Consider the following 21,974-nt stretch of genomic DNA (forward strand, 5'->3'; position numbering starts at 1 on the left):
CTCTCCCGAGCTACTTCTCCTGGGTGGCTTCTATCGCGCGGCAGCGGAATAGAAGACCGTGGACACCCCGATCGGTGCGGGGGCCGACTCGCCGTCTCCGTGGAAGACCGTCCAGTCGGATTGCGACTTGTCGAAGAGTGCTCCGACGCCGGTGCCCAGCTGCGGGCGGTAGAAGACAAACGAGTACACCGACCCCGATCGGCAGCTGTATCCGAACTCGAACCCCGCCGGCGGCATCGGCCAGGCGCCACCGTTGCGGGCGACGCACCGCGCGCCGTCGGCCAGTTCCAGAGCCCAGGGGAAGATGTCCGGATCGGGCTGCCCCAGCACCGGCAGGCTCCCGCTGTAGCCGTACGCCGTGAGTCGGGTGGTCCACGGGTCGGGGGTACAGAGCAACCGCCCGGGAGACGGCCAACAGGCATTGGCGGACTGCGCGGTGGTACCGCATCGGTACACGCCGTCGGTGGTGGCGCCGAGCGCATGGCTGCAGTAACGGATGTCGGTTGCGGTGAACGAGTCCCCGCCGCCGCCGAGGCTGTAACCGTTGACGGGATTGCCGGCGGTGTCGACGGCGACCACCGAGATCATCCGAGGACCCGATTCGGCGGCGCCGCCCGATTCTGTGGACTGCGCTCCGGCTGCCTCCGGGTGGGCCGCGCCATCGGTGCTGACACTGCATCCGCTGAGGATCGCGCCGAGGGCGATGACCGCCGCGAGCCAGGCGGACAGCCGGGTGAGGTGAGTTCGGGCGATTCGCGATCCGCCGTTGGTCCTCCGCATGGGACAGAACCTTATCGGGGTCGGCGCCGATGCCGCGGCGATGTGATGTCGTCCGAAGAGGTGATTGCGATCAGGATCCGGTCACGGCCGTGATGCGCTCCTCGACCATTCCGACCGCGAGTCCCAGGAGTTTGAAGGCCTCGTTGGTGGTCTGCCCGTGGTAGTAGCGGTAGTAGATCTGCTGCGCGATCACGGCCTGCCGGAAGTAGCCGAAGGCCTCATACCAGCGCCACCGCTTCGGTGACATCGCGAAACCCATTCGATCGCAATAGATGTCGACGAACTCGGCGCGGGTGATCATCCCCGGCAGGTGCGTCGGAACCCGCCGCATCATCTGCATCTGATCGTCGTCGTCGGCCTGGACCCAGTAGGCCATCGAGCCGGCGACATCCATGAGCGGATCACCGAGGGTGGCCATCTCCCAGTCGAGGATGCCGATCACCCGGGTCACGTCGTCATCGGCGAGCATCACATTGTCGAGCTTGTAGTCGTTGTGGATGACGCAGTTGGCGACGTCTTCCGGTTGGTTGTCGGCCAGCCACGCCATCGCCGCCTCGTAGTCCGGGACATCGTCGGTGCGTGCGTTGCGGAAACGCGTCGACCATCCCTCCACCTGTCGGCGCACATACCCGGCGCCCTTGCCGAGATCGGCGAGTCCGGCGCGTTCGGGGTCGACCGAATGCAATTCGACCAGAACGTCGATGAAGTTCAGACACAATGCCCGGGCCTGCTCGGCGGACAAGGGGACGTCGGCCGGCCATTCCTTTCCCGGGATGATCCCGTCGATCCTGCCCATCACGTAGAAGTCGGTGCCGAGGATCTCCTCGTCGTCACAGAAGGCGACCATCGGTGCGACGTAGGGCAGCACCGCAGCCAGTTTCGATTGGATGCGGTATTCACGGCCCATGTCGTGGGCGCCGCGGGCCTTGGTGCCGCGGGGTCCGTGACGCAGGATCAGTTCACGGTCGGGGTAGGTCAGCAGAAACGTGAGATTGGATGCGCCACCGGAGAATTGCTTGACCTCGGGTGTCTGGTCGAGGCCCGTAGGGTCGGATGCGTGGGTTCGTAACCATTGCGCGACCCGGACGGTGTCGAAGGCGTCCTCGGACCGGACATCGCGTGCACCCGCGACCTGATGACTCATCCTCGATCTCCCTTGCTGCTCTGCAGGATCACCTCGACCGCACGCGATGCACTCTGGCACGCACCTTCCATGGTGGTGGCCCAGTCGGTGCGCGTCCAGTCCCCCGCCAGTGCCGGCCTCCGCGTCGCGGTCGGCTGATCCGGCCGGATCTCGGCGGTTCCGGGTCGTTGGGCGAGGGTGGATTTCGGCATGCGCACGACGTGGCTGGCCGGTCGAGATCGAGGTCGACGCCGAGAATCGGTACCGGTGTGAGTTGTTCTGCCGCGGCATAGATCTGCTCACGCCCGGGAACCCTGTCGAGCAGCCCGCGAATGCTCCACACCGGGAGGGCGCAGATGACGGCATCGGCCGCGATGTGTTCCCGCCACCGGCATCGCGATGGTGCGTCCACCCAACGACCCGCGACGCTCCGGCAGCGTCACCCGATGACCGGCCTCGGTCAGCCAGACCGCCGAGGCCAGCCCGGCCAGTCCCCCGCTCACAATCACACAGTGCATGGATTGAGACCAGATCATCGATTTGTGTCTTTGTGGGTCTTGGAGCTGATGTCGGGCGCTGTCAACGGTGGGGAGAGCGCTGTCAACGTCAGGCGACGCGGACCGCCCCGCAGCGATCGGTGTCGATCGGTGCGGGGCGGTCTGTGCGGTCTGAGCGGATGCAGGCCGCGATCGGGCGGGCTTTACCTTACGAGACGCCCACCTGGGTGTTCTGATTCGACCAGGCGGTGCTGCCGTTGATGGCGCCGATGATCTGCGGCCGCAGTTCGGCCGCCTTTATCACCGCGTCCACCGAGCCCACCTCGACGGCGCGCTGGATGCTGTGCACCGAGTCGAACTCCGCGGCGAGTTCGCTGATCTTCTCCGCCCGCACCGACTGCCGGATGTCGGTCAGTTCCGCCCCGAGGTTGGTCCGGTCGGTGCCGGATGCGTCGGCCACGCGGGCCTCGAGATCACGCACCCGCGGGTCGGACGCGGTGCGTTTGGCCACCTCGCCGGCGAAGACCACCGCGGCGGCGGGAGCTCCGCCGAGCACCGAGGCGAACGACCCCTCGATCGCCAGGACCGTCATGTTCGGGTTGAGGGCCTTGGAGAACACCACGAACGCACCGCCGTGATAGCGCGAGATCACGCAGAACACGATGGGGCCCTTGAAATTCACGATCGCGCGACCGATCTCGGCTCCGTATTCCAGCTGCAGTTTGCGCAGCGACTCGGGCGATCCGTCGAATCCGGACAGGTTGGCCAGGACCACCAGCGGACGGTTGCCGCTGGCCACGTTGATGGCACGGGCCGCCTTCTTCGACGACTGCGGGAACAGCGTGCCTGCGGTGTAGGTGTCCGGGCCGTCGGTGGGTGTGTATCCGCGACGTTGAACTTCGCGGGACTCGATACCCAAGAGGCACACCGGGATTCCGCCGAGGTGTACATCGCACACGACCGCGGTCTCGGCGTCGGCCATTCCGGCCCAGCGTTCGAGGACCGCGTGGTCCTGATCGGCAAGCGCCCGCATCACGGTACGAATATCGAAGGGCTTCTTGCGATCCGGGTTGGTCAGCGGGGAGAAGATCTGACCGACCGTGGTGAAGTCGCTGCCGGCCAGGACATGCGGATAATCCGACACGTCGCGATCGATCGGGTCGCCGGTGATCGCCCGACGCGGTGTGGGCTCCCCCGGAACCACATAGGTGTGATCGTAATGCGACATCAACAGATCGCGGGCCGCGGTCAGGTTCGGTACCCAGTACTGGGCCTGGCCATTGGGGCCCATCACGCGGTCGTAACCACCGATGCCGAAGTTGTCCTCGGCCGAGACGCCACCGGAGAAGTCCAGCGACTGCTTACCGGTGAGCACCATCGCCGAATCCGGGGTCATCACGAGGATGCCCTTGGTGTGCATCAGCATGGTCGCCTCGGCGTTCCAGTACGGCTGCGCACCGACGTTGATGCCGGCGACGACGATGTTGATCTCGCCACCGTCCTGGGTGAACTCGACGACACGCTTGAGTGCCCGGGCCACCCAGTCCATGTTCTCGGTGCCGGACTCCATCGAGATCCGGGCGCCCGAGGACAGGGCGAACCACTCCAGCGGGACCTGCATCCGCTCGGCCAGATCGAGTGCCGCGATCACCCGCGCACACTCCGGTTCCGACAGTGCGCCAAGGGATTTGGTCGGGTCACCGAGGAGGATGACGCGGGTGATGCCCTCGGGGTACTTCTCGCTGGTGGTGGTGATGACACCGGCGACCATCGCCGCGGTGTTGCGTCCTGCCGGCCTCTCGACCGGTACCAGGGTCTGCTCGGCGTCGAGATCGTACTCGGCGAAGTCGCCGAGCATCGCGGCCAGTTCGTAGGGGTACACGGTGTTGCGCTTGGCGGCCCGCAGCACCTTCTGGCGGTAGGCATCGACCGGCGCGATCGGCTCGTCGGTGGGTTCGCCCACCACGACGTCGAAACCACCGGTGGCGTTGACCGACAAGCGAACTGCGATCTTGGACAGCTCACCGGAGTCGGCATCGCGGCGCCGCCCGATCAGTAGGACCTCCTCGAGTCCCACCCCGACGGTGGTCGCCCGGATGTAGTCGGCGATCACCCGGAAGGTGTCGTCGCCGGCCTCGATGGGCGGCCAGATGTACATGATGATGCGGTTGGTGTCGGCGCTCCTGCCCGCGCCGCGCAGGGCCCGTCGCAGCGAGTCCACACACGATGCGAGAGTGGCCTCGGCCGACGGCAGCGTGAGCAGGTGGCCATCGTCGTCGCGCAACTCGGTGAGGTCGCGCACCTGCGCGAAGGCGACGAGCCGGTCGTCGGACGGATTGTCCTTGGCAACAGCGCGATACAGGTAGATCTCCTCGTCGTCGGCCGAGGCGACACGGGTGAGATCGAACTTGCGCCACCGTTCCATCTGCATGCGCTGGGCGATGTAGGGATGCAGGCCGCGGATCAGGCGCTCCTCGGACATGCCGGTGGCCGAGGGACGGAAGGTGAAGTGATGGTGCATCCGGGCACCGTCGATGCCGGCGACCGTGGTCGTGACGCGGTGGACCTGGGGCGGCAACCCGCTGCCGGCGATGACCTCCTCCAGGGCGCTCGCCATGGCGTCGAAGTCGTCGGGTCGTTGCTCCCACCGGAGGTAGATGTCGGCGTCGACGGAGACGCTGTCGCGGGCGATATCCGCCAAACCGGCCAGCGCGCCGCCCAATTCGTCGAATCCGACGGCGGTCGAGATGAGGCTCGAGCCGGCACGTTCGGCGACCACGAAACCGGCCGCGCCGGTCTGCTGGACGCGAATGTTGGTCAGGCCCTTGTTGCCGTAGTACCGGCGGGTGAGGACCTCGAGCAGGACGGAGTTGTCGCCCTTCCCGCGGGTCATCTGCTGACCCAGCAGCCGAACCAGTGGTTCGGTGCTGCCGACCATCTCGGCGATCCGCTCGGCACGATCGGCGGCGTCGGGGGTGGCGTCGAGGTAACGCAACTGATCGCGGACGGTGTTGTTCACCCGCGCGCGGCTACGCAGCAGCAGTGGCTGGCCGTACCAGGCGTAGATGACGCCGCGGGCGAGGTCGGCGATCGCCGGGAAGCGCACCTTGGATGCGGCGACCAGACGGTCCAGCGCGGCGCCGACGGTGTCGCTGAGCTCGTCGCGGGGCGCGGGTTCGCTCAACCACTGCCGTAGCAGCGCGGTGATGACGGTGACCGAATCCGACGGACGCTGCAGGGCGAGGAAGATGCGGAACACCGCGGCCTCGAGTTCGGGCGTGCGTTCCAGATCGTCGATGCCGTAGTGCACGAGTGCGCGACGCAGCGCGGCGTGGAAGGCCTCGGGCAGCCCGTCGCGTTCGGCGTCGAGGCTCTGCAGGTAGGTGTGGAAGCTCTCCCGCGCGCTGTGCACGCGTTCGTCGCCGATCCCCTCACCCGACGGGCGGTTCTGGCTCAGGCGCGCCAGATCGGAGAACACGGTGATCAGCTCGAGTTCGTCGGCGATGGGACGGCGCGCGTCCTCGATCGCCTCACGCCGGGCCGAGCGGTAGTCATCGAGCAGGCGGGTGCGGTCGTGCGGATCGACGTCGTAGCCGAGCAGCAGGCTGCGCAGATCCTCGAGCCCGCGAGCGGTGCGGACCTCGGCCGACAGGTCGGCGGGGACTTCCGGCAACTCGATGTCGACGGCGGCCTCGGCCGCCTCGACCGAATCCTCCTCCTCGTCGTCGGTGAGCGGTTCCAGACGCAGCAGCGGGACACCGGTCTCCACCTGCGTACCGACCGACACCAGGCATTCCTTGAGCCGCGACCGCATCGGTGCCCGCAGCACGGTCTCCATCTTCATGCTCTCCAGCACTAGGACGGGAGCTCCGGCCTCCACCTCGGCGCCGACCTCCAGCGGGGTGGCGACGACGAGTGCGGGTGCCGGTGATCGGACCACGCCACCCTCGTCGCGGCTGACGCGGTGCGTCACGCCGTCGACGTCGACGAGGTGGATCGGTCCGTGGGTGTCGGTCACCAGGCGGTAGCGGACCCCGTTGAGGACGATCTGCGCGGCATGCGCGTCGAAACGTTCGAGGTCGACGTCGGCGGTGCGGGACTCGGTGCCGGCCTCGATGCCGACACGGAAGCGATGGGCACCGATGCGCGCCACGCGGACGCGGTAACCGACGCCGCGCAGCTTCAGGTCCAACGGGCGGCCACTGTCGTGCTGGACCTGCGGCCGACCACCGGATGCGGTGGACAGCAGCCGCTGACGTTCGAGGGATTCCTCTTCCTCGTAGGCGTCGATGGCCGCGGCGGCCAGGGCGACCGCGGAATGGCGGGACGCTATCAGGCGGCCCTCGGTGCGGACCCGGTCGATCCAGCCGGTGTCGGCGCTGCCGTCGATCACCTCGGGCTGGTTGAGCAGTTCGAGAACGAAACTCTTGTTGGTCGCGCCGCCCTCGATGATGACGCGGGTCTGGGCCATCGCGCGGCGCAACCGGCCGAGTGCCTCGTCGCGGTCGCGGCCGTAGGCGATGATCTTGGCGATCATCGAGTCGAAGTCGGCGGGGATGGTGTCGCCCTCGCTGACGCCGGTGTCGACGCGGATGCCGGGACCGGCGGGCAGATCGAGACGGGCGATCCGCCCGGGGGCGGGTGCGAAGTCGCGGTCGGGATCCTCGGCGTTGAGCCGGGCCTCGATGGCGTGGCCGCGTTCGGCCGGCGGTTCACCCTCGAGACGTTCACCGGAGGCGACCCGCAACTGCGCGCGTACCAGGTCGAAGCCGGTGGTGACCTCGGTGATCGGATGCTCCACCTGCAGTCGGGTGTTGACCTCCAGGAAGGCGAACAGCTTCTCGCCCGGGTGATAGAGGAACTCGACGGTGGCCGCGCCACGGTAGCCGACGGCCACCGCGAGCCGTTCGGCGGAGGTCTTGAGTTCGAGGACCTGCTCGGGTGCGAGCACCGGTGAGGCGGATTCCTCGATGATCTTCTGATTGCGTCGCTGCACCGAGCAGTCACGGACGCCGAGTGCCCATGCCGTGCCCTGCCCGTCGGCGATCACCTGGACCTCGACGTGGCGGGCGCCGGTCACCAGACGCTCGAGGAAGACCACGCCGCTGCCGAAGGCGCGGGCGGCCTCGTCGCGCGTGCGCTCGTAGGCGTCGCGGAGTTCGGAGTCGTCGGAGACCTTGCGGATACCTCGACCGCCACCGCCGGCGGTCGCCTTGAGCATCAGTGGGTATCCGATGTCCTTGGCCGCCGCGACGGCTTCATCGATGGTGTCGACGCCTCCACGACTCCACGGGGCGACGGGGACACCGACCTCCTCGGCGATGAGCTTGGCGCCGATCTTGTCGCCCAGTTTGCGCATCGCCTCGGCCGACGGGCCGACGAAGGTCACGCCGATGCGGTCGCAGAGCTCGGCGAAGACGGGGTCCTCGGCGACGAAGCCCCAGCCGACCCACGCCGCGTCGGCGCCGGTCTCGAGGAGGGCTCGTTCGAGCAGGTCCATGTTGAGGTAGGGGCGTGCGGCCGCCGGGCCCAGGTCGTAGGTGATGTCGGCTTCGCGCACGAAGGTCGCGTTGCTGTCGACATCGGTGTGCAGGGCGACCACCTCGATGGGCTGTCCGGTCTCGGCGGACAGGCCGCGGACGGCGTGGATGAGTCGCATGGCGGCTTCGCCTCGGTTCACGATGGCAATGCGGGCGAACATCACCGACTCCCTTCTCTTCGTCGTCAGGCCGATGGACCGTGGTGGTCGCACAGCACTCGGGGCGGACGGTAGCACCGTCGCTGCGTCGAGTGTCTCGGTTCGGCAGAGTGGGACGCCGGTGGCGAACCCGCGGTCGATTGTTGCGGATCGTTACCGTACGCGCGAGTACGGTACGGACACGCCGACCTGCGATGTCGCGTTCGAGCGTGCCGGTGACCGGCGAATCCGGGCGGCACCAGGACATGTCGACCCCGGCAGCGTCGGCGATGTGGTCTTCGCCACTATGGTCGGCGAGGGTGTCGGCTCCCCCGGATATTCCGAGCAATGCCCGTTGTCACCATCGGTGGTTGGCGAATGGGACCGGTGAGTTGACGCCGATTCAACTCCGACGAACGTGAATGATTCTCTGGCCCAGCTCAACCGGTTGGGATCGACACCCGAGCGGTACTGTGGTGTTGCCTCGCAGCGCAACTCGGCGATCGATCCGGAGGTGCCAGGTACTTCGTCTGTCGGACAACGAGACTCGCGGCACCGAGGTGCGCTTCTCCGCGTCACCGTAACCGGGGTGTGCCGACGCCGGTGAGGTGGCCGTCGCCGGCGGGGACGAAGGTCCCCCCGATGCCGTTGCGCCGCGCCTAAGGTGGCCTTCATGAGCCACCAGCCCGACGACCGGGTCGACATCAAGCCCCGCAGCCGCGACGTCACCGACGGACTGGAGAAGACCGCCGCCCGCGGCATGCTCCGCGCGGTCGGCATGGGTGACGACGACTGGGTCAAACCGCAGGTCGGGGTCGGGTCGTCGTGGAACGAGATCACCCCGTGCAACCTGTCCCTGGACCGGCTGGCCACCGCGGTGAAGGAGGGCGTGTTCGCCGCCGGCGGGTATCCGCTGCAGTTCGGCACCATCTCGGTGTCCGACGGCATCTCCATGGGTCATGAGGGCATGCACTTCTCGCTGGTGTCGCGCGAGGTGATCACCGACAGCGTCGAGACCGTGATGAGCGCCGAGCGACTCGACGGATCGGTGCTGCTCGCCGGGTGCGACAAGTCGCTGCCGGGGATGTTGATGGCGGCGGCCCGACTCGACCTGGCGAGTGTCTTCCTCTATGCGGGGTCGACCCTGCCGGGGTTCGCCACTCTGTCGGACGGCTCGGAACACCAGGTCACCATCATCGATGCCTTCGAGGCGGTCGGCGCGTGCGTCCGCGGGCTGATGAGCCGCGACGACGTGGACACCATCGAACGCTCCATCTGCCCGGGCGAGGGCGCGTGCGGCGGCATGTACACGGCCAACACGATGGCGAGCGCGGCCGAGGCCATCGGCATGTCACTGCCGGGCAGTGCCGCTCCCCCGGCACCGGATCGTCGTCGTGACGGGTATGCGCGCGCCAGCGGTGAGGCCGTCGTCGAGTTGTTGCGCCGCGGCATCACCGCCCGCGACATCATGACTCGGGAGGCCTTCGAGAACGCGATCGCGGTGGTGATGGCCTTCGGTGGGTCCACCAACGCGGTGCTGCATCTGCTCGCGATCGCCCACGAGGCGGAGGTCGAACTGTCACTGGAGGACTTCGCCCGCATCGGTGCGCAGGTGCCACACCTCGCCGACGTCAAACCCTTCGGTCGGCACGTGATGACCGATGTGGACCGTATCGGCGGTGTTCCGGTGGTGATGAAGGCGTTGCTCGATGCCGGCCTGCTGCACGGGGACTGCCTGACCGTGACCGGAAAGACGGTGGCGCAGAACCTGGCCGCAGTCGCGCCGCCGGATCCGGACGGAAAGGTGCTGCGCGCCTTGTCGTCACCGATTCATCCCACGGGCGGGATCACCATCCTGAAAGGATCGCTGGCCCCCGAGGGGGCGGTCGTGAAGTCGGCCGGCTTCGATTCGGATGTCTTCGAGGGCACCGCACGGGTTTTCGACCGGGAGCGATCGGCGATGGATGCGCTCGAGGACGGCACCATCGCGGCCGGCGACGTCGTGGTGATCCGCTACGAGGGTCCCAAGGGCGGCCCGGGAATGCGCGAGATGCTCGCGATCACCGGCGCCATCAAGGGGGCGGGCCTGGGCAAGGACGTACTCCTGATGACCGACGGACGGTTCTCCGGCGGGACAACCGGACTCTGCGTCGGGCACGTCGCGCCCGAGGCGGTCGACGGCGGTCCGATCGCCTTCGTGCGGGACGGCGACCGGATTCGCCTCGACGTCGGTGCGGGTACCCTCGACATCCTGGTCGATGCCGACGAACTTGCCTCGCGTGCAGTCGATTTCACTCCCCTGCCGCCGAGGTATACGCGTGGGGTGCTGGCCAAGTACATCAAGTTGGTGGCCTCGGCGTCGCAAGGTGCGGTGTGCCGCTGAGGTGTCGCCGGGTGTGCTGACGAGGGTGGATCGCGGCGAATCGAGTAGTCGACTACTCATGTGCCGCTTGCGGTCACGATCCTAGGCTGGTCGCACGACGACGAGCACGTCGCCGGCAGCCACCACCGGAGTCGAGGATCTACGATGAGCAAGAAGATCATCTACTGCTGCGACGGGACCTGGGACGGCCCGGCGACTGACACCAATGTTTATCGGCTGTATACGGCGCTGGTCAAATCCGATGCGCAGCAACCGTTCTACGACGAGGGCGTCGGGCGCGCCGGTGGCTTCCTGTCACGGTTGCGGGGCGGGGCCTTCGGGGTCGGACTGGTGGAGAACGTCCGCGAGGGCTACGAGAAGATCGCGAACTGCTTCGTGCCGGGCGACTCGATCTACCTGTTCGGTTTCAGCCGCGGCGCGTACACCGCGCGCAGTCTCGGCGGGATGATTGCCTACTGCGGTCTGCCCGAGGGCCTCGCCACGCCCGATCAGGTGGCGAATGCCTTCCGCGCCTATCGCGCGCGCGACGGCAAATCCGCGTGGGCGCAGCGGCCGGCCGACCTCGTCGACGCTCACGTCGAGGTGGTCGGCGTGTGGGACACGGTCGGCACGTTGGGGATCCCGGGTGCGTTCTTCGGCTCGCAGGACGCGAAGTATCGATTCCTCGACACTGCGCTGCACCCGGCCGTGCGGGCCGGATACCACGCGGTGGCGATCGACGAGCGACGCAAACAGTTCGCGCCGACGCTGTGGTCACGCGGGCGCGAGGACCAGATCATCGAACAGGTGTGGTTCGCCGGCGTGCACTGCGACGTCGGTGGCGGTGGGCAGATGGCCGGCGGACTGGATGCGATCACCCTCGGATGGATGCTCGACAAGGCGACCCAGCACGGCGTCGAGATCGACCCGGCGTCGACACGGCAGCGCACTCCCTTGCCGCGGGAGTCCGCGTGCGTGCCGATGAGGCGCTCGTGGAAGGCGTACTGGGGACGACGGATCACCCGCGCCATCGCCCCGCGGGCGGCGGTGGCGAACTCGGTGGAGGTACGGATCATCGGCGACGACGGTTACCGCCCCAAGCAGCTACCGGATCTTGCCGGGCCGAAGGGCACGTTGCTCGATACCCAGGTCGGCCGACGGATGGTGCCGGTGGTCGCGGAGGCGGTGACGGGTGTCGACGCGGTGCGCAGCGCCCCGGTCGGGGAGACCGATGACGCCGACGCGGCGTGAGAGTTCTCGTGATGGCGCGCCCGGGGCTCCTCTGAACGCGGAACGCCTCGGTGCTCACCGGGCGCCGGAGGTGTGCCTGCGTCGGGGTCAGCCGGCGCGCGCCGGCCGGACATCCTCGCGCTCGACGGCCCACGACACCAGCAGTCCGGCGAGCAGACCCCAGAACGCCGCTCCGATGTTCAGCAGGTCGACGCCGGAGATCGTCACCAGCAGGGTGACCAGCGCACCCAGGGTGCACCGCGAGGAGAACGCGGTGCGAAACGCATTCTGAAGTGCGCCGAGGAGTGCCAGTCCGCCGACAGTCGCCACGAATGCCGCAGGTGTGGCGAGCATCAGGTCGACGAACAGCGGTGCGGCCAGGCCGACGACGATGGCCAGGATCCCGAAGGTCAGCGCCGCGGTGTACTGGCGTTCGCGCTGTCCACCCGCGACCAGCAACGCGTTGGTCGGCCCGGCGAGGCAACTCGACACGGCACCGACGGCGGCCGCCATCCCGGAGAACATGCCGCAGGCGATGGTGACGACGTTGACCGGGGTGCGGTGCCCGGCGGATTCGAGCACGGCCGTGCCCTGCCCGTTCTGGACGACGATCACGGTGATGGCCAGGGGGATGACCAACTCGAGGCAGGCCTGGATGCCGAACTGCGGCGCTTGCAGTGCGGGCGTGGCCAGCCATGTGGTGGGCGTGGTGGCGAGATGGAATCGACCGCTCACCGCAACGGCGAGGGCCCCGGCCACCAGTGCGCCGATGATCGGCGGGATGAATCGTCCCAGCCGCCGGTAGGCCAACAGCACCACGAACACCACGACGATCGGTACGGCGATCCCGGGATCGTCGTCCAGCGACCGGAAGATGTTGATGCCGAACTGCAGGAACACGCCGGCGACCATGGCCATCACGATCGGTTGCGGCAACGCCGACATCACCCGCCGAACCTGCCCGGTGAGCCCGATCGCGGTGATCAGCAGACTGGTCACCACGAAGGCGCCGAGAACCTCGGGCCACGACAGATGCTGCAGCGAGGAGCCGACGAGGACGGTCCCGGGAATGGTCCACGCGAACGCGAGGGGCGTGCGGTAGACCCAACTGGCCAGGATCGTCAGCGCACCGTTGAGTGCGAACACGCCGAAGATCCACGACGACAGCACGGCCCGATCCAGGTGACCCGCAGCCCCGGCGGCCAGAATGACGGCGACCGGTCCGGACGCGGAGAAGATCAGGCCGATCAGGCCGTTGGTGGCGTAGCTCGTGCCAAAGTCGGCGATGATCCGGCGCGGCGTCGGAAGCGGGCGAGGCGGACGTTCGTACGCACCTCCGTCGTCGTGCGGGGCGTGCAGATCGGGGTGGGCGTTGCGGGAGGTGACCATGGCGTGAACCCGAGGCTAGCGACGCGGCGCCCGCGTGAGAATGACCGAGATTCGTGGCATTGATCGGCGTCATCGATCAGTGGTTGCGCCCAGTGCGAGCCGAAACGTGATGTGCCGGATTCCGGGCTTGATGGCATCACGCTCCATGAGGAGAATTGTGTTGCGGCGCATGGCCGTAGCGCTGCGCGGTCGTGGTGGGGATGACAGTGGTCGTGGGCCCGGTGCACGCGACCGGACTTCGCGCACGACGTGGTGCGCCTGGTATCGCGGTGGAAGTATCCGCAGCGTCTGACCGCGTGGGCGATGGGTAACATCCAGACGCTCGCCGACGGTTCGGTGTTCGGGGGCTGGGGCACGACCGGCCACCTCTCCCGGTTCGATGCCCGAGGACACCTCGTCTACGACGCCAACCTCTCAGGAAGCCTGACCACCTACCGCGCGTTCTTCTACCCGACCGGATTGTAGGTCGACGGTGCGGCTCGACTCACGGCCGCGGACACACCGCGTCGAACGGCGCCGACGACGACAGTCGGCTCACGATCCCGCCGTGGGTGAACTCCTTCGCGGTGGCGACGGCGTCGACGATGTCGGCACCCTTGGCGAGTTCGGCGGTGGTGGCGGCGGCGAAGACGCACCCGGCGCCCGACACGCGCTCCTGGCCGACCTTGGGTGCGCGGAGCACCGAGATGGCGCCGGCGTTCCACACGACGTCGACCGCGTCGTCGCCGGAAAGGCCGACACCACCCTTGACGATCACGGTCTGCGGGCCCTGATCGGCGATGCGGCGCGCCGCCTCGGCGAGGTCGTCGACCGTGGTCAGCTCGTCCATGCCGGCCAGTGTTGCGGCCTCGAACAGGTTGGGGGTCACCACCGTCGCCAGCGGCAGGACCTGCTCGCGCAGGGCGTTGTCGGTGTCGAGCGCAGCCCCCGGTTCCTGCCCCTTGCAGATGAGGACGGGGTCGACCACGACGTGACGCCACGTACGACTGCGCAGTGCCTCGGCGACGGTCTCGATCGTCGTGGGCGTACCCAGCATGCCGATCTTCACCACATCGGGTGCGTGGGTGACGGTGGCGGCCTCGATCTGGTCGGCGATGACCGCTGCGTCGACGGGTACGAATCGATGGGCCCACCCGTTGTTCGGATCGAAGGACACGATGCAGGTGATCGTGCCGACACCGTAGGTGCCCAGTTGAGCGAAAGTCCGCAGGTCCGCCTGGAGTCCGGCGCCGCCGGTCGCCTCGGATCCGGCGATCACATACGCGATGGTCATCGGTTCACTCCTCTGCGCTGATCGTGAGGAACCGTGATGGTTCCCCACGATCAGCGTAGAGGTACGCGTGAGGCCGTCGATGGGGTGCGCCGGACCTGCGCTCAGGCCGCGATGAACCCGTCGATCTGGTTGATGGCGCCGGTCGATCCCTCGACGACGCCCATGTCCAAGACCTTCTGGAGACCTTCGGCGGTGTCGAACGTGCTGGTGTACGTGGCGACGGTGGTCCCGTCCCGTTCGGTGAACGTGTAGGTGTTGCGCGATAGCGGGAGGGAATCGATGGGGGTGAAGTCCTCATTGGCGAATCCGTCACGGAAGGTGAAGCCATGGGGTTCGTCGACGGTGTCGACGAGCCAGTATCCGGCGAACTTTTCACCGTCCGGACCGGTCATGTAGTAGGTGACCCGTCCACCTGTGGTGAGGTCGTGATCGACCACGGTCGCCGGGTATTCGGCTGGGCCCCAGATCTTTTCGAGCTGCCGCGGATCGGCGTAGATCTGCCAGATGCGGCTCGGCGGGGCGGCGAACTCCGCGGTGATGGTGAGGGTTCGGGTGTCGAGATCGTGGGTGACGTCGGTGACGGGCATGGTGTCAGTCCTCTTCTGATGCTGGGGGTGTCGGTTGTGGTGATTGCTGGTGATCGCTGGTGGCGTGCGGTGATTCGTCCGCGATCAGGTCGTCGATGCGGGCGATCCGGCCACGCCAGATGTGTTCGAGATCGGTCAGCATGTCGGCGACGGCGCGCACGGCGTCGACGTCTCCGGACGCGAGTTGTTCACGGCCGCGGCGGCGCTTGGTGATCAGTCCGGCGCGTTGCAGGACCGCCACGTGTTTCTGGACGGCCGCGAAGCTCATGTCGTAGGCGGCCGCGAGTGTCGACACCGAATGCTCCCCTGCCAGAACGCGCCGCAGGATGTCGCGGCGGGTGCGGTCGGACAGCGCGTGGAACAGGGCATCGGCCCGGTCCTCGTCGGTGTCGTTCACCTCCCCAATATACAACTGATTGGTTGTACGTTGTCAAGGGTGTGACGTCCTTCGCTGCAGGCGATGTCCTAGGCTGACCACGAGCGATCACCGATCACCTGGAGGATTCACATGACACAGCTCGGAGTTGTCGGCGGCGGCACCATGGGCGCGGGAATAGCCGAGGTTGCCATCCGGGCGGGTGACGACGTACTGGTTCTCGAGCGCGATCAGGAGGCCGCCGACGGCGCGCGGGCCCGCATCGAGAAGTCACTCGGTCGCGCCGTCAGTAAGTCGAAGATCACCGAAGACGATGCCGCACAAGCACTGTCGCGGCTGCACCTGACGACCTCGGTTGCCGACTTCGCCGACCGCGAACTGGTCATCGAGGCATTGCCGGAGATCGAATCGCTGAAGGTCGGGTTCTTTGCCGAACTCGACAAGGTCACCTCGCCGGAAGCGATTCTGGCGACCAACACCTCCTCGATCCCGATCATCCGGATCGCCAAGGACGTCGCCGACCCCTCCCGCGTGGTCGGTGTCCACTTCTTCAACCCGGTGCCGGTGATGCCGCTCGTCGAGATCATCTCCAGCCTCGCGAGCTCACCTCAGGCGATCGAGACCGTCACCACCTACGCCCGCGGTCACCTCGGCAAGACCACCATCGCGGCCGGTGATCGCGGCGGATTCGTCGTCAACGCGCTGCTCATCCCGTATTTGGTCAGCGCAATCCGGATGTATGAGAGCGGGTACGCCTCCAAGGAGGACATCGACGCCGGCATGGTCAACGGGTGCGCGCATCCGATGGGCCCGCTGACCCTGAGCGACACCGTCGGCCTCGACGTGGTGCTCGACGTGGCCGAGTCGCTGTTCGACGAGTTCCGTGAGCCGCACCTCGCGCCGCCGCCGCTGCTGCGCCGCATGGTCGAGGCCGGATACCTCGGCAAGAAGACCGGCAAGGGCTTCTACGACTACAGCTGAGGCTCATGCCCGGCGGGGTGGCGCGCCAACTCGACGGGAATGGGCGCCCACTCGACGGGAATGGGCGCCCACTCGACGGGTTTTGTCAGCGATTCAGGCCGATGTCCTTGCTGCCATAGCTCTCTCGCAGGCGGGGCTTGACCACCTTGCCGCCGGCATTGCGGGGCAATTCGTCGACGATGATCAGGTCCTTGGGCTGTTTGAAACGGGCCAGGTTCTCGTCGAGGTAGCCGGCCATGGCGTCGAGGGTCACATCCTCGATTCCCTCGGCCAACACCACTACCGCGACCGGTACCTCTCCCCACTTCTCATGCGCCCGACCGATCACCGCGGCTTCGGAGATGTGGGGATGGCCGTAGAGGACATTCTCGACCTCCGCGCAGTAGACGTTCTCACCGCCGGAAATGATCATGTCCTTGGCCCGGTCCACGACGTAGAGGAAGCCGTCCTCATCCTCGCGCACCAGGTCTCCGGAGTGGAACCACCCACCGCGGAAGGCGTCCGCGGTGGCCTGCGGATTGTCCCAGTACCCCTTCATCAGGTTCGGGCCCCGGTAGACGATCTCGCCGACCTCGCCTGGTTTGACATCGTTCATCATCGGATCGACGATGCGTGCGGTCACCGCGGGAACGACCTTGCCGATCGATCCGATCTTGCGCAGCGCGTCCTTGCCTTCGAGGATGCAGGTGACCGGTGACATCTCGGTCTGCCCGAACGCCGTCATGTTCAATGCCTGCGGGAAACTGTCGCTCATGGCGTTGAGCACGGAGTCCGAAGCCGGCGCCGCACCCCAACTGATGGTGCGCAACTTCAGGTTTCGCGGCCGAGCCTGTTGTGCGGCGCAGACCGCCTGCCACTGCGCCGGCACCATGAACACCGACGTGACACCCTCGCGTTCGAGGGTGTCGAGCATGTCGTCGGGGTCGAAGGCGCCCAGCGGGTGGATCACCGAGGTCACGCCCCGGTAGAAGACCGGCGCAAAGGCGGCCAGGCCGGCGATGTGGAAGATGGGCGGCACCACCGAGGCGACGTCGTCGTCGGTGTGGTCCTGGGCGGCACTGATCGTGGTCACCGCCTGTGCCTGCAGATTTTGGTGGGTCAGCATGGCACCCTTGGGTTTTCCGGTGGTGCCGGAGGTGTACATGATGAGCGCGACGGTGTCTTCGGGGACGTCGACCTCGGGCAGGTCGGCCGACCCGTCGGCGAGCAGCGTCTCGTAGTCGAGGTGCTCAGGATTGTCGCTGCCGCCGACGACGATGGTGGTGTCGATTCCGCCGATCGATGCGTTGACCGCGGCGGCGAGCGGGGCGAGCAGCGTCTCGGTGACCACCACCTTGGCGCCGCTGTTGGTGGCCAGGAAGCCGACCTCTGCCGGGCTCATCCGGATGTTGACCGGGACCGGGATGGCGCCGATCACGTTGGCGCCGAGGACCGCCTCGACGTACTCGGTGCGATTGAGTAGCGCCATCAGGATGCGGTCACCGAACTGCACGCCGTTACGGCTGAGCGCGGCACCGAAGGCCCGACTGCGTTCGTCGAGTTCGCGCCACGTCGTGGTCTGACCCTGGAATCGGAGAGCCGGGCGGTCGGGCGTCATGAAGGCGTGCCGGTGCACCTGGTTGTTCCAGTGGTTACGGCGGGACCGCAGTGGTTCGGTCGTCAGTTCGCTCGACGTTTGAGTGCTGGTGGTCAATGAACTCCCCTGACTCTTCTGTGACGCGCGGGCGCCGTGATGTGTGCCCTGGCACACACATTAGAGGGGTGTGGTGGCGGTGGGGGTGGATCGCGAAGGTTGTCGGCGCGCGGTCCCGATCGGCGACGGTGAGCCGGTGAGATAAGGTGACCCTAACTGACAGTGAGCACGTACCCGGCACGCAGCGTTCTTGATCATGTGATCGAGTAAGTGACCGGCGTGACCGGCACATCGAATCGGAAGGTCCATGACAGTTCTGCAGCGCAACCGGAGTGCACTGGTGCAGTCCGTACTCGGTGAGGCCAACTACCGTCGCGTCATTCGGATACTGGCCGAGCGGCGGCAACGCCCCCGAGTCGGAAAGGTGCGATTCGGAGACCTCCGCCGCACCCAGCCCATCTGCCGCGAGTACGGCTTCGAACGCGGCCGTCCCGTCGACCGCTACTACATCGAGAGCTTCCTGGAACGCAGCGCCGACCTCATCACGGGTGCGGTCCTCGAGGTCGGGGAACGCACCTACACCGAGCGGTTCGGTCGCGGGGTGACCCGCTCGGACATGCTGAACATCGTCGAGGAACCCGGCGCCACCTACGTCGACGACCTGACCGACGCGCCGAGTGTGCCGAGCAATACTTACGACTGCATCATTCTGACGCAGACGCTGCAGATGATCTTCGATCTGCCCTCGGCGATCCGAACCATCTACCGCATTCTCAAACCCGGTGGTGTTCTGCTGTGCACCGCGCCGGGGATCAGCCAGATCGCAGATCCGGTGTGGAACTCCACCTGGTACTGGTCATTCACCGAACTCTCGGCGAACCGGCTGTTCGGTCTGGCCTTCCCGCCGGGGAACGTCGACGTCCGAACACGCGGAAACGTGTTGTCGGCCACCACCTTTCTCTACGGCATGGCCGAGGGTGAACTGCGCCGCAGCGAACTCGACGTGGTGGACCCGGAGTACCCGGTCATCATCACCATCGCGGCTCGCAAGGGCGATCTGGGGCAGCGGCAACCGACCGTGCTCGCCCCGGCCGTCGAAGCCGCCACCGAGGCAGCTCTGGCTGACGATGACCCGGCACTGCAGGCGGCGACAGAGTTCCTGAGTGCTGACGTCGGCCCGGTCGGCGCGGGTCCGGGCGAGGCTGCTCCGGTCATCGAGAACTGGGCCGAGGTCGACGTCGCCGACATCGGCGACCGCGTCGGGGGTTCCGGACGGGTGCTGCTGCCGGGTGCTCGAACACAACTGGGGGGGGGCGGCGCATCATGGCCAACGCCGTGGCCTCCTCCGGTGACCGTCTCGCAATCGTGCTGTCGGTTCCACTCGGGGACAGTGAGATGCGCGTCGACAACGACAAGGCCATCCCCGCACTGCAATTGCCGCGGGAGGAGTTTCTTGCGCACTTCGCCGGCATGACCGTCCGCGAGGACGTCGTCGAATCGGGCGATGGCACCGAGACAGTGATCTATGTCGAGAAGTAGAGCCGCGGCCGCCGCGGTCAGGCGCCGGATTCGGCGGTTGCGGCCGCGCGGCGGGATCCTGATGTATCACTGCGTCTGTGCCGAGGCCTGCGACCCATGGGCGATCTGCATCGCACCCGAGCACTTCGACGATCAGATGGCCGTCCTCGCCGAGGCGCGTGCGGCGGTGCCGCTCGCGGATTTCGCCGACGAGGACGGCTACACGCGGGACGGTTCCCGGCTCGCGGTGACCTTCGACGACGGCTACGTCGACAATCTTCTTGTCGCACTGCCGATCCTGGAGAAGTACGACATACCCGCGACGATCTTCGTGGTCGGCAACGCCGTCGACCGCAGGCGCGAGTTCTGGTGGGATGCGTTGCAGCGGGCGATCCTCGGTCCGACCACTCTCCCCGAGATCCTCGACCTCCCGTTCGGAACCGGCAGGCAGACGTTCACCTCGACCGATGGCTGGGGTGCGGTTGCCGATAGCGCCGGATGGCGTGCCGATGCCGAAGAACCGAGAAACCGGCGGCAACAGCTGTTCCGGACCCTGTGGGATGCCATCGTTGTGCTGGGTCCCGACGAGCAGGACGCGGCCGTCGACCACCTCCTGGAGTGGGCTGGTGAACCCGAGATCGGCGTCAGCTCACGACTTCCGGTGACCGGTGAGCAGTTCGCCGAACTGGCCCGGCATCCGTTGATCACCCTCGGTGGTCACACTCTGGACCACGTCTCGCTCACCGACATGGCGCTGTCGGACCGGCACGCTCAGATCGACGCGGGTAACCGGTCGGTGTCCGAACTGGCCGACGCGCCGGTGACCCAGTTCGCCTTCCCGTTCGGGCGTTTCGACGCTCCGACGCGAAACCTGTTGCGTGACAGTGATGTCACCGTGGGCTGTACCAGTGTGTCGACACCGGCGACATCTTCGGATGATCGTCACGCGCTGCCCCGACTGCACGCCACGGACATGGACGGCGAGGCATTCAATCGGTGGCTTCGGCGCGATCACGCTGTGCTCGGGCGCTCGGCGGCAACAGTTCTCTGACCTGCGGCGTCGGGGTTCGTTCTGCGGGAACGGATCTAGCGGATGACAAAGTCATCCCACCGGTCGTCGAGATAGTCGACGAAGCGCGGACCGACCGACTCGTTCACGAGGTGACGCTCGGGCACCGGGGTGTCCATCGCCCGGAACTCGTCGTCGGCGGCGACGTGACGGGCGAAGTCGTGATGCAAGATGGCTCCGGTTCCGATCAACACGAAATCGGCTCCGCGCTCCAGGCATTCACGTGCACCCGGTGCGTCCAGTATCTTGCCGGCCACGCCGAGTCGCGTCGATCCACGTGGGAGGTCGACGAAGTACTCGATCAGGAGGCGGTCGGAATGGTGCTCCTCGTAGGGACGCTTGAACGCATCCCACAGCGAGAGGTCGAGGTAATCCAGTTGTCCGTCGGACAGGACCTCACCGGCCAACGCACGGGCCTCGTCGAGCACGATTCCGTACCTCTCCGGCGAGAGTCGAAGTCCCAGTTGTAGATCCGACGAGGTCGCCGCCCGGATCGCGGCGATGATCTCGTGCACGATGCGGAACCGGTTCTCCGCCGACCCTCCAAAACGGTCGGTGCGGCGGTTGTGCCGGACGTCGAGGAACTGGGCCACCAGGTAGCCGTGGGCGCCGTGGATCTCGACGCCGTCGAAACCTGCCCGTTCGGCCCGGACCGCGGCGTCGGCGAAGTCGGCGATCACGCGTTCGATCTGGTCGGTGGTCAGCGCGGTCACCCCGCGTTGCGGATCGTCCCACGGCCCGAGCGCCGGCCGACCGGACAGTGCCGGATCGGCGCGACGGCCACCGTGCTGCAACTGCACCGCCGACACCGAACCCGCGGACCGGATACCGGTGGCGAGCCGTCGCAGACCGTCGAGATGGGTGTCGTCGCAGATGCCGAGCTGACCGGGGAATGTCTGTCCCTCCGGACTGACATGCGCGGCGCACGTCATCACCAGACCGAATCCACCCTCGGCGCGGCGAACCAGCCACCGGTATTCGTCGTCGGACAACGTTCCGTCGGCATTGCTCTGCAGGTTGGTCAGCGGTGCGAGCGCGACCCGATTGCGCCACGGGCGACCGTGAGCGAGCTCGAGGGGCGAGCCGAGATACTGCATGGACCTGTCCTTGGGTGCCGAGGGGATGGACCAATCAGTTGTAGCGCACCGACGGTGGCGCGGTGGCGGCGACCATGCCGGCGGACCGGATGGTCGAACTTCGCCCGCGTGCGATGGGGTCGGTGCCAGAATCGCGGTATGAGCGAACATGTATACCGGGTCATCGAGGTTGTCGGTTCATCGGCGGAGGGTACCGATGCGGCGATTGCCAATGCCATTGCGCGCGTGACGAAGACGACGCGGAACGTCGACTGGTTCGAGGTCGTCGGAACGCGTGGGCATGTCGTCGACGGCGCCGTCGCGCACACGCAGGTGACCCTGAAGGTCGGCTTCCGGATCGACGAGGACGACGCCGCGTCGTGAATTCGGCTCGCCCGGAGGT

General features: G+C 67.2%; 17 protein-coding genes and 1 pseudogene. 7 read left to right on the forward strand and 11 right to left on the reverse strand.

Annotated elements, in window-relative coordinates; translation table 11 throughout:
- Nucleotides 1-30 precede the first annotated feature (30 nt).
- The 5 genes and pseudogenes from ACWDPV_RS09655 to ACWDPV_RS09675 all read right to left on the reverse strand — a co-directional run bounded on the left by ACWDPV_RS09655 (nt 31) and on the right by ACWDPV_RS09675 (nt 8,101).
- Nucleotides 31-780, reverse strand: coding sequence for a hypothetical protein (locus tag ACWDPV_RS09655; RefSeq protein ID WP_449742769.1), 750 nt, complete (start codon nt 778-780; stop codon nt 31-33).
- A 70-nt stretch (nt 781-850) separates the two neighbouring features.
- Nucleotides 851-1,924 carry a phosphotransferase family protein gene (locus ACWDPV_RS09660; RefSeq protein WP_449742770.1) on the reverse strand — a complete coding sequence of 358 codons (1,074 nt, stop codon included), beginning with the start codon at nt 1,922-1,924 and terminating at the stop codon, nt 851-853.
- Nucleotides 1,921-2,285: pseudogene (locus tag ACWDPV_RS09665) on the reverse strand (FAD-dependent oxidoreductase); the annotation flags it as partial. The pseudogene ACWDPV_RS09665 and the gene ACWDPV_RS09660, both read right to left, overlap by 4 nt.
- Complete coding sequence (locus ACWDPV_RS09670; protein ID WP_449742771.1) at nt 2,203-2,439, reverse strand: NAD(P)-binding protein; 237 nt, start codon at nt 2,437-2,439, stop codon at nt 2,203-2,205. The pseudogene ACWDPV_RS09665 and the gene ACWDPV_RS09670, both read right to left, overlap by 83 nt.
- Before the next feature lie 169 nt (nt 2,440-2,608).
- Nucleotides 2,609-8,101 carry an ATP-binding protein gene (locus tag ACWDPV_RS09675; protein WP_449742772.1) on the reverse strand — a complete coding sequence of 1,831 codons (5,493 nt, stop codon included), beginning with the start codon at nt 8,099-8,101 and terminating at the stop codon, nt 2,609-2,611.
- Nucleotides 8,102-8,750: 649 nt separating this feature from the next.
- On the opposite strand from ACWDPV_RS09675, the gene ilvD reads away from it, so the two are divergent.
- Together ilvD and ACWDPV_RS09685 are read left to right on the forward strand one after the other, a co-directional pair.
- Entirely contained in the window at nt 8,751-10,460 is a 1,710-nt protein-coding gene (gene ilvD / locus ACWDPV_RS09680) for a dihydroxy-acid dehydratase (protein WP_449742773.1), read from the forward strand.
- Between the two features lie 144 nt (nt 10,461-10,604).
- Nucleotides 10,605-11,690 carry a DUF2235 domain-containing protein gene (locus tag ACWDPV_RS09685; RefSeq protein WP_449742774.1) on the forward strand — a complete coding sequence of 362 codons (1,086 nt, stop codon included), beginning with the start codon at nt 10,605-10,607 and terminating at the stop codon, nt 11,688-11,690.
- Nucleotides 11,691-11,777: 87 nt separating this feature from the next.
- On the opposite strand, the gene ACWDPV_RS09690 is transcribed toward ACWDPV_RS09685, so the two are convergent.
- The gene (locus tag ACWDPV_RS09690; RefSeq protein WP_449742775.1) at nt 11,778-13,058 is read right to left on the reverse strand and encodes a benzoate/H(+) symporter BenE family transporter; all 1,281 of its coding nucleotides are present in this window, start codon (nt 13,056-13,058) and stop codon (nt 11,778-11,780) included.
- A gap of 249 nt (nt 13,059-13,307) precedes the next feature.
- On the opposite strand from ACWDPV_RS09690, the gene ACWDPV_RS09695 reads away from it, so the two are divergent.
- Complete coding sequence (locus ACWDPV_RS09695) at nt 13,308-13,523, forward strand: hypothetical protein (RefSeq protein WP_449742776.1); 216 nt, start codon at nt 13,308-13,310, stop codon at nt 13,521-13,523.
- Nucleotides 13,524-13,542: 19 nt separating this feature from the next.
- Here ACWDPV_RS09695 and ACWDPV_RS09700 read toward each other — a convergent pair whose 3' ends face one another.
- From ACWDPV_RS09700 to ACWDPV_RS09710, 3 genes are all read right to left on the reverse strand, one after another.
- Complete coding sequence (locus tag ACWDPV_RS09700; protein WP_449742777.1) at nt 13,543-14,331, reverse strand: hydroxymethylpyrimidine/phosphomethylpyrimidine kinase; 789 nt, start codon at nt 14,329-14,331, stop codon at nt 13,543-13,545.
- Between the two features lie 101 nt (nt 14,332-14,432).
- Nucleotides 14,433-14,918 (reverse strand): SRPBCC family protein, encoded by a 486-nt coding sequence (locus ACWDPV_RS09705; protein WP_449742778.1) that lies wholly within the window; start codon nt 14,916-14,918, stop codon nt 14,433-14,435.
- 4 nt (nt 14,919-14,922) lie between these two features.
- Entirely contained in the window at nt 14,923-15,315 is a 393-nt protein-coding gene (locus ACWDPV_RS09710) for an ArsR/SmtB family transcription factor (RefSeq protein ID WP_449742779.1), read from the reverse strand.
- A gap of 111 nt (nt 15,316-15,426) precedes the next feature.
- Between ACWDPV_RS09710 and ACWDPV_RS09715 the strand changes: the two genes are divergently transcribed.
- Nucleotides 15,427-16,275 carry a 3-hydroxybutyryl-CoA dehydrogenase gene (locus ACWDPV_RS09715; RefSeq protein ID WP_449742780.1) on the forward strand — a complete coding sequence of 283 codons (849 nt, stop codon included), beginning with the start codon at nt 15,427-15,429 and terminating at the stop codon, nt 16,273-16,275.
- An 85-nt stretch (nt 16,276-16,360) separates the two neighbouring features.
- On the opposite strand, the gene fadD5 is transcribed toward ACWDPV_RS09715, so the two are convergent.
- On the reverse strand, nt 16,361-17,968 hold the full coding sequence (gene fadD5 / locus ACWDPV_RS09720; RefSeq protein WP_449742781.1) for a fatty-acid--CoA ligase FadD5: 1,608 nt from the start codon (nt 17,966-17,968) through the stop codon (nt 16,361-16,363).
- A 247-nt stretch (nt 17,969-18,215) separates the two neighbouring features.
- On the opposite strand from fadD5, the gene ACWDPV_RS09725 reads away from it, so the two are divergent.
- Together ACWDPV_RS09725 and ACWDPV_RS09730 are read left to right on the forward strand one after the other, a co-directional pair.
- Nucleotides 18,216-19,382 (forward strand): methyltransferase domain-containing protein, encoded by a 1,167-nt coding sequence (locus ACWDPV_RS09725; RefSeq protein WP_449742782.1) that lies wholly within the window; start codon nt 18,216-18,218, stop codon nt 19,380-19,382.
- A gap of 51 nt (nt 19,383-19,433) precedes the next feature.
- On the forward strand, nt 19,434-20,477 hold the full coding sequence (locus tag ACWDPV_RS09730) for a polysaccharide deacetylase family protein (RefSeq protein ID WP_449742783.1): 1,044 nt from the start codon (nt 19,434-19,436) through the stop codon (nt 20,475-20,477).
- A 35-nt stretch (nt 20,478-20,512) separates the two neighbouring features.
- Here the strand turns inward: ACWDPV_RS09730 and ACWDPV_RS09735 are convergent, their stop codons facing one another.
- Nucleotides 20,513-21,592: an NADH:flavin oxidoreductase gene (locus tag ACWDPV_RS09735; protein ID WP_449742784.1), complete on the reverse strand. Its 1,080-nt coding sequence runs from the start codon at nt 21,590-21,592 to the stop codon at nt 20,513-20,515.
- A 138-nt stretch (nt 21,593-21,730) separates the two neighbouring features.
- Between ACWDPV_RS09735 and ACWDPV_RS09740 the strand changes: the two genes are divergently transcribed.
- Entirely contained in the window at nt 21,731-21,955 is a 225-nt protein-coding gene (locus ACWDPV_RS09740; RefSeq protein WP_348806853.1) for a dodecin, read from the forward strand.
- Nucleotides 21,956-21,974: the final 19 nt, after the last annotated feature.

This window comes from Gordonia sp. NPDC003504, assembly GCF_053587995.1.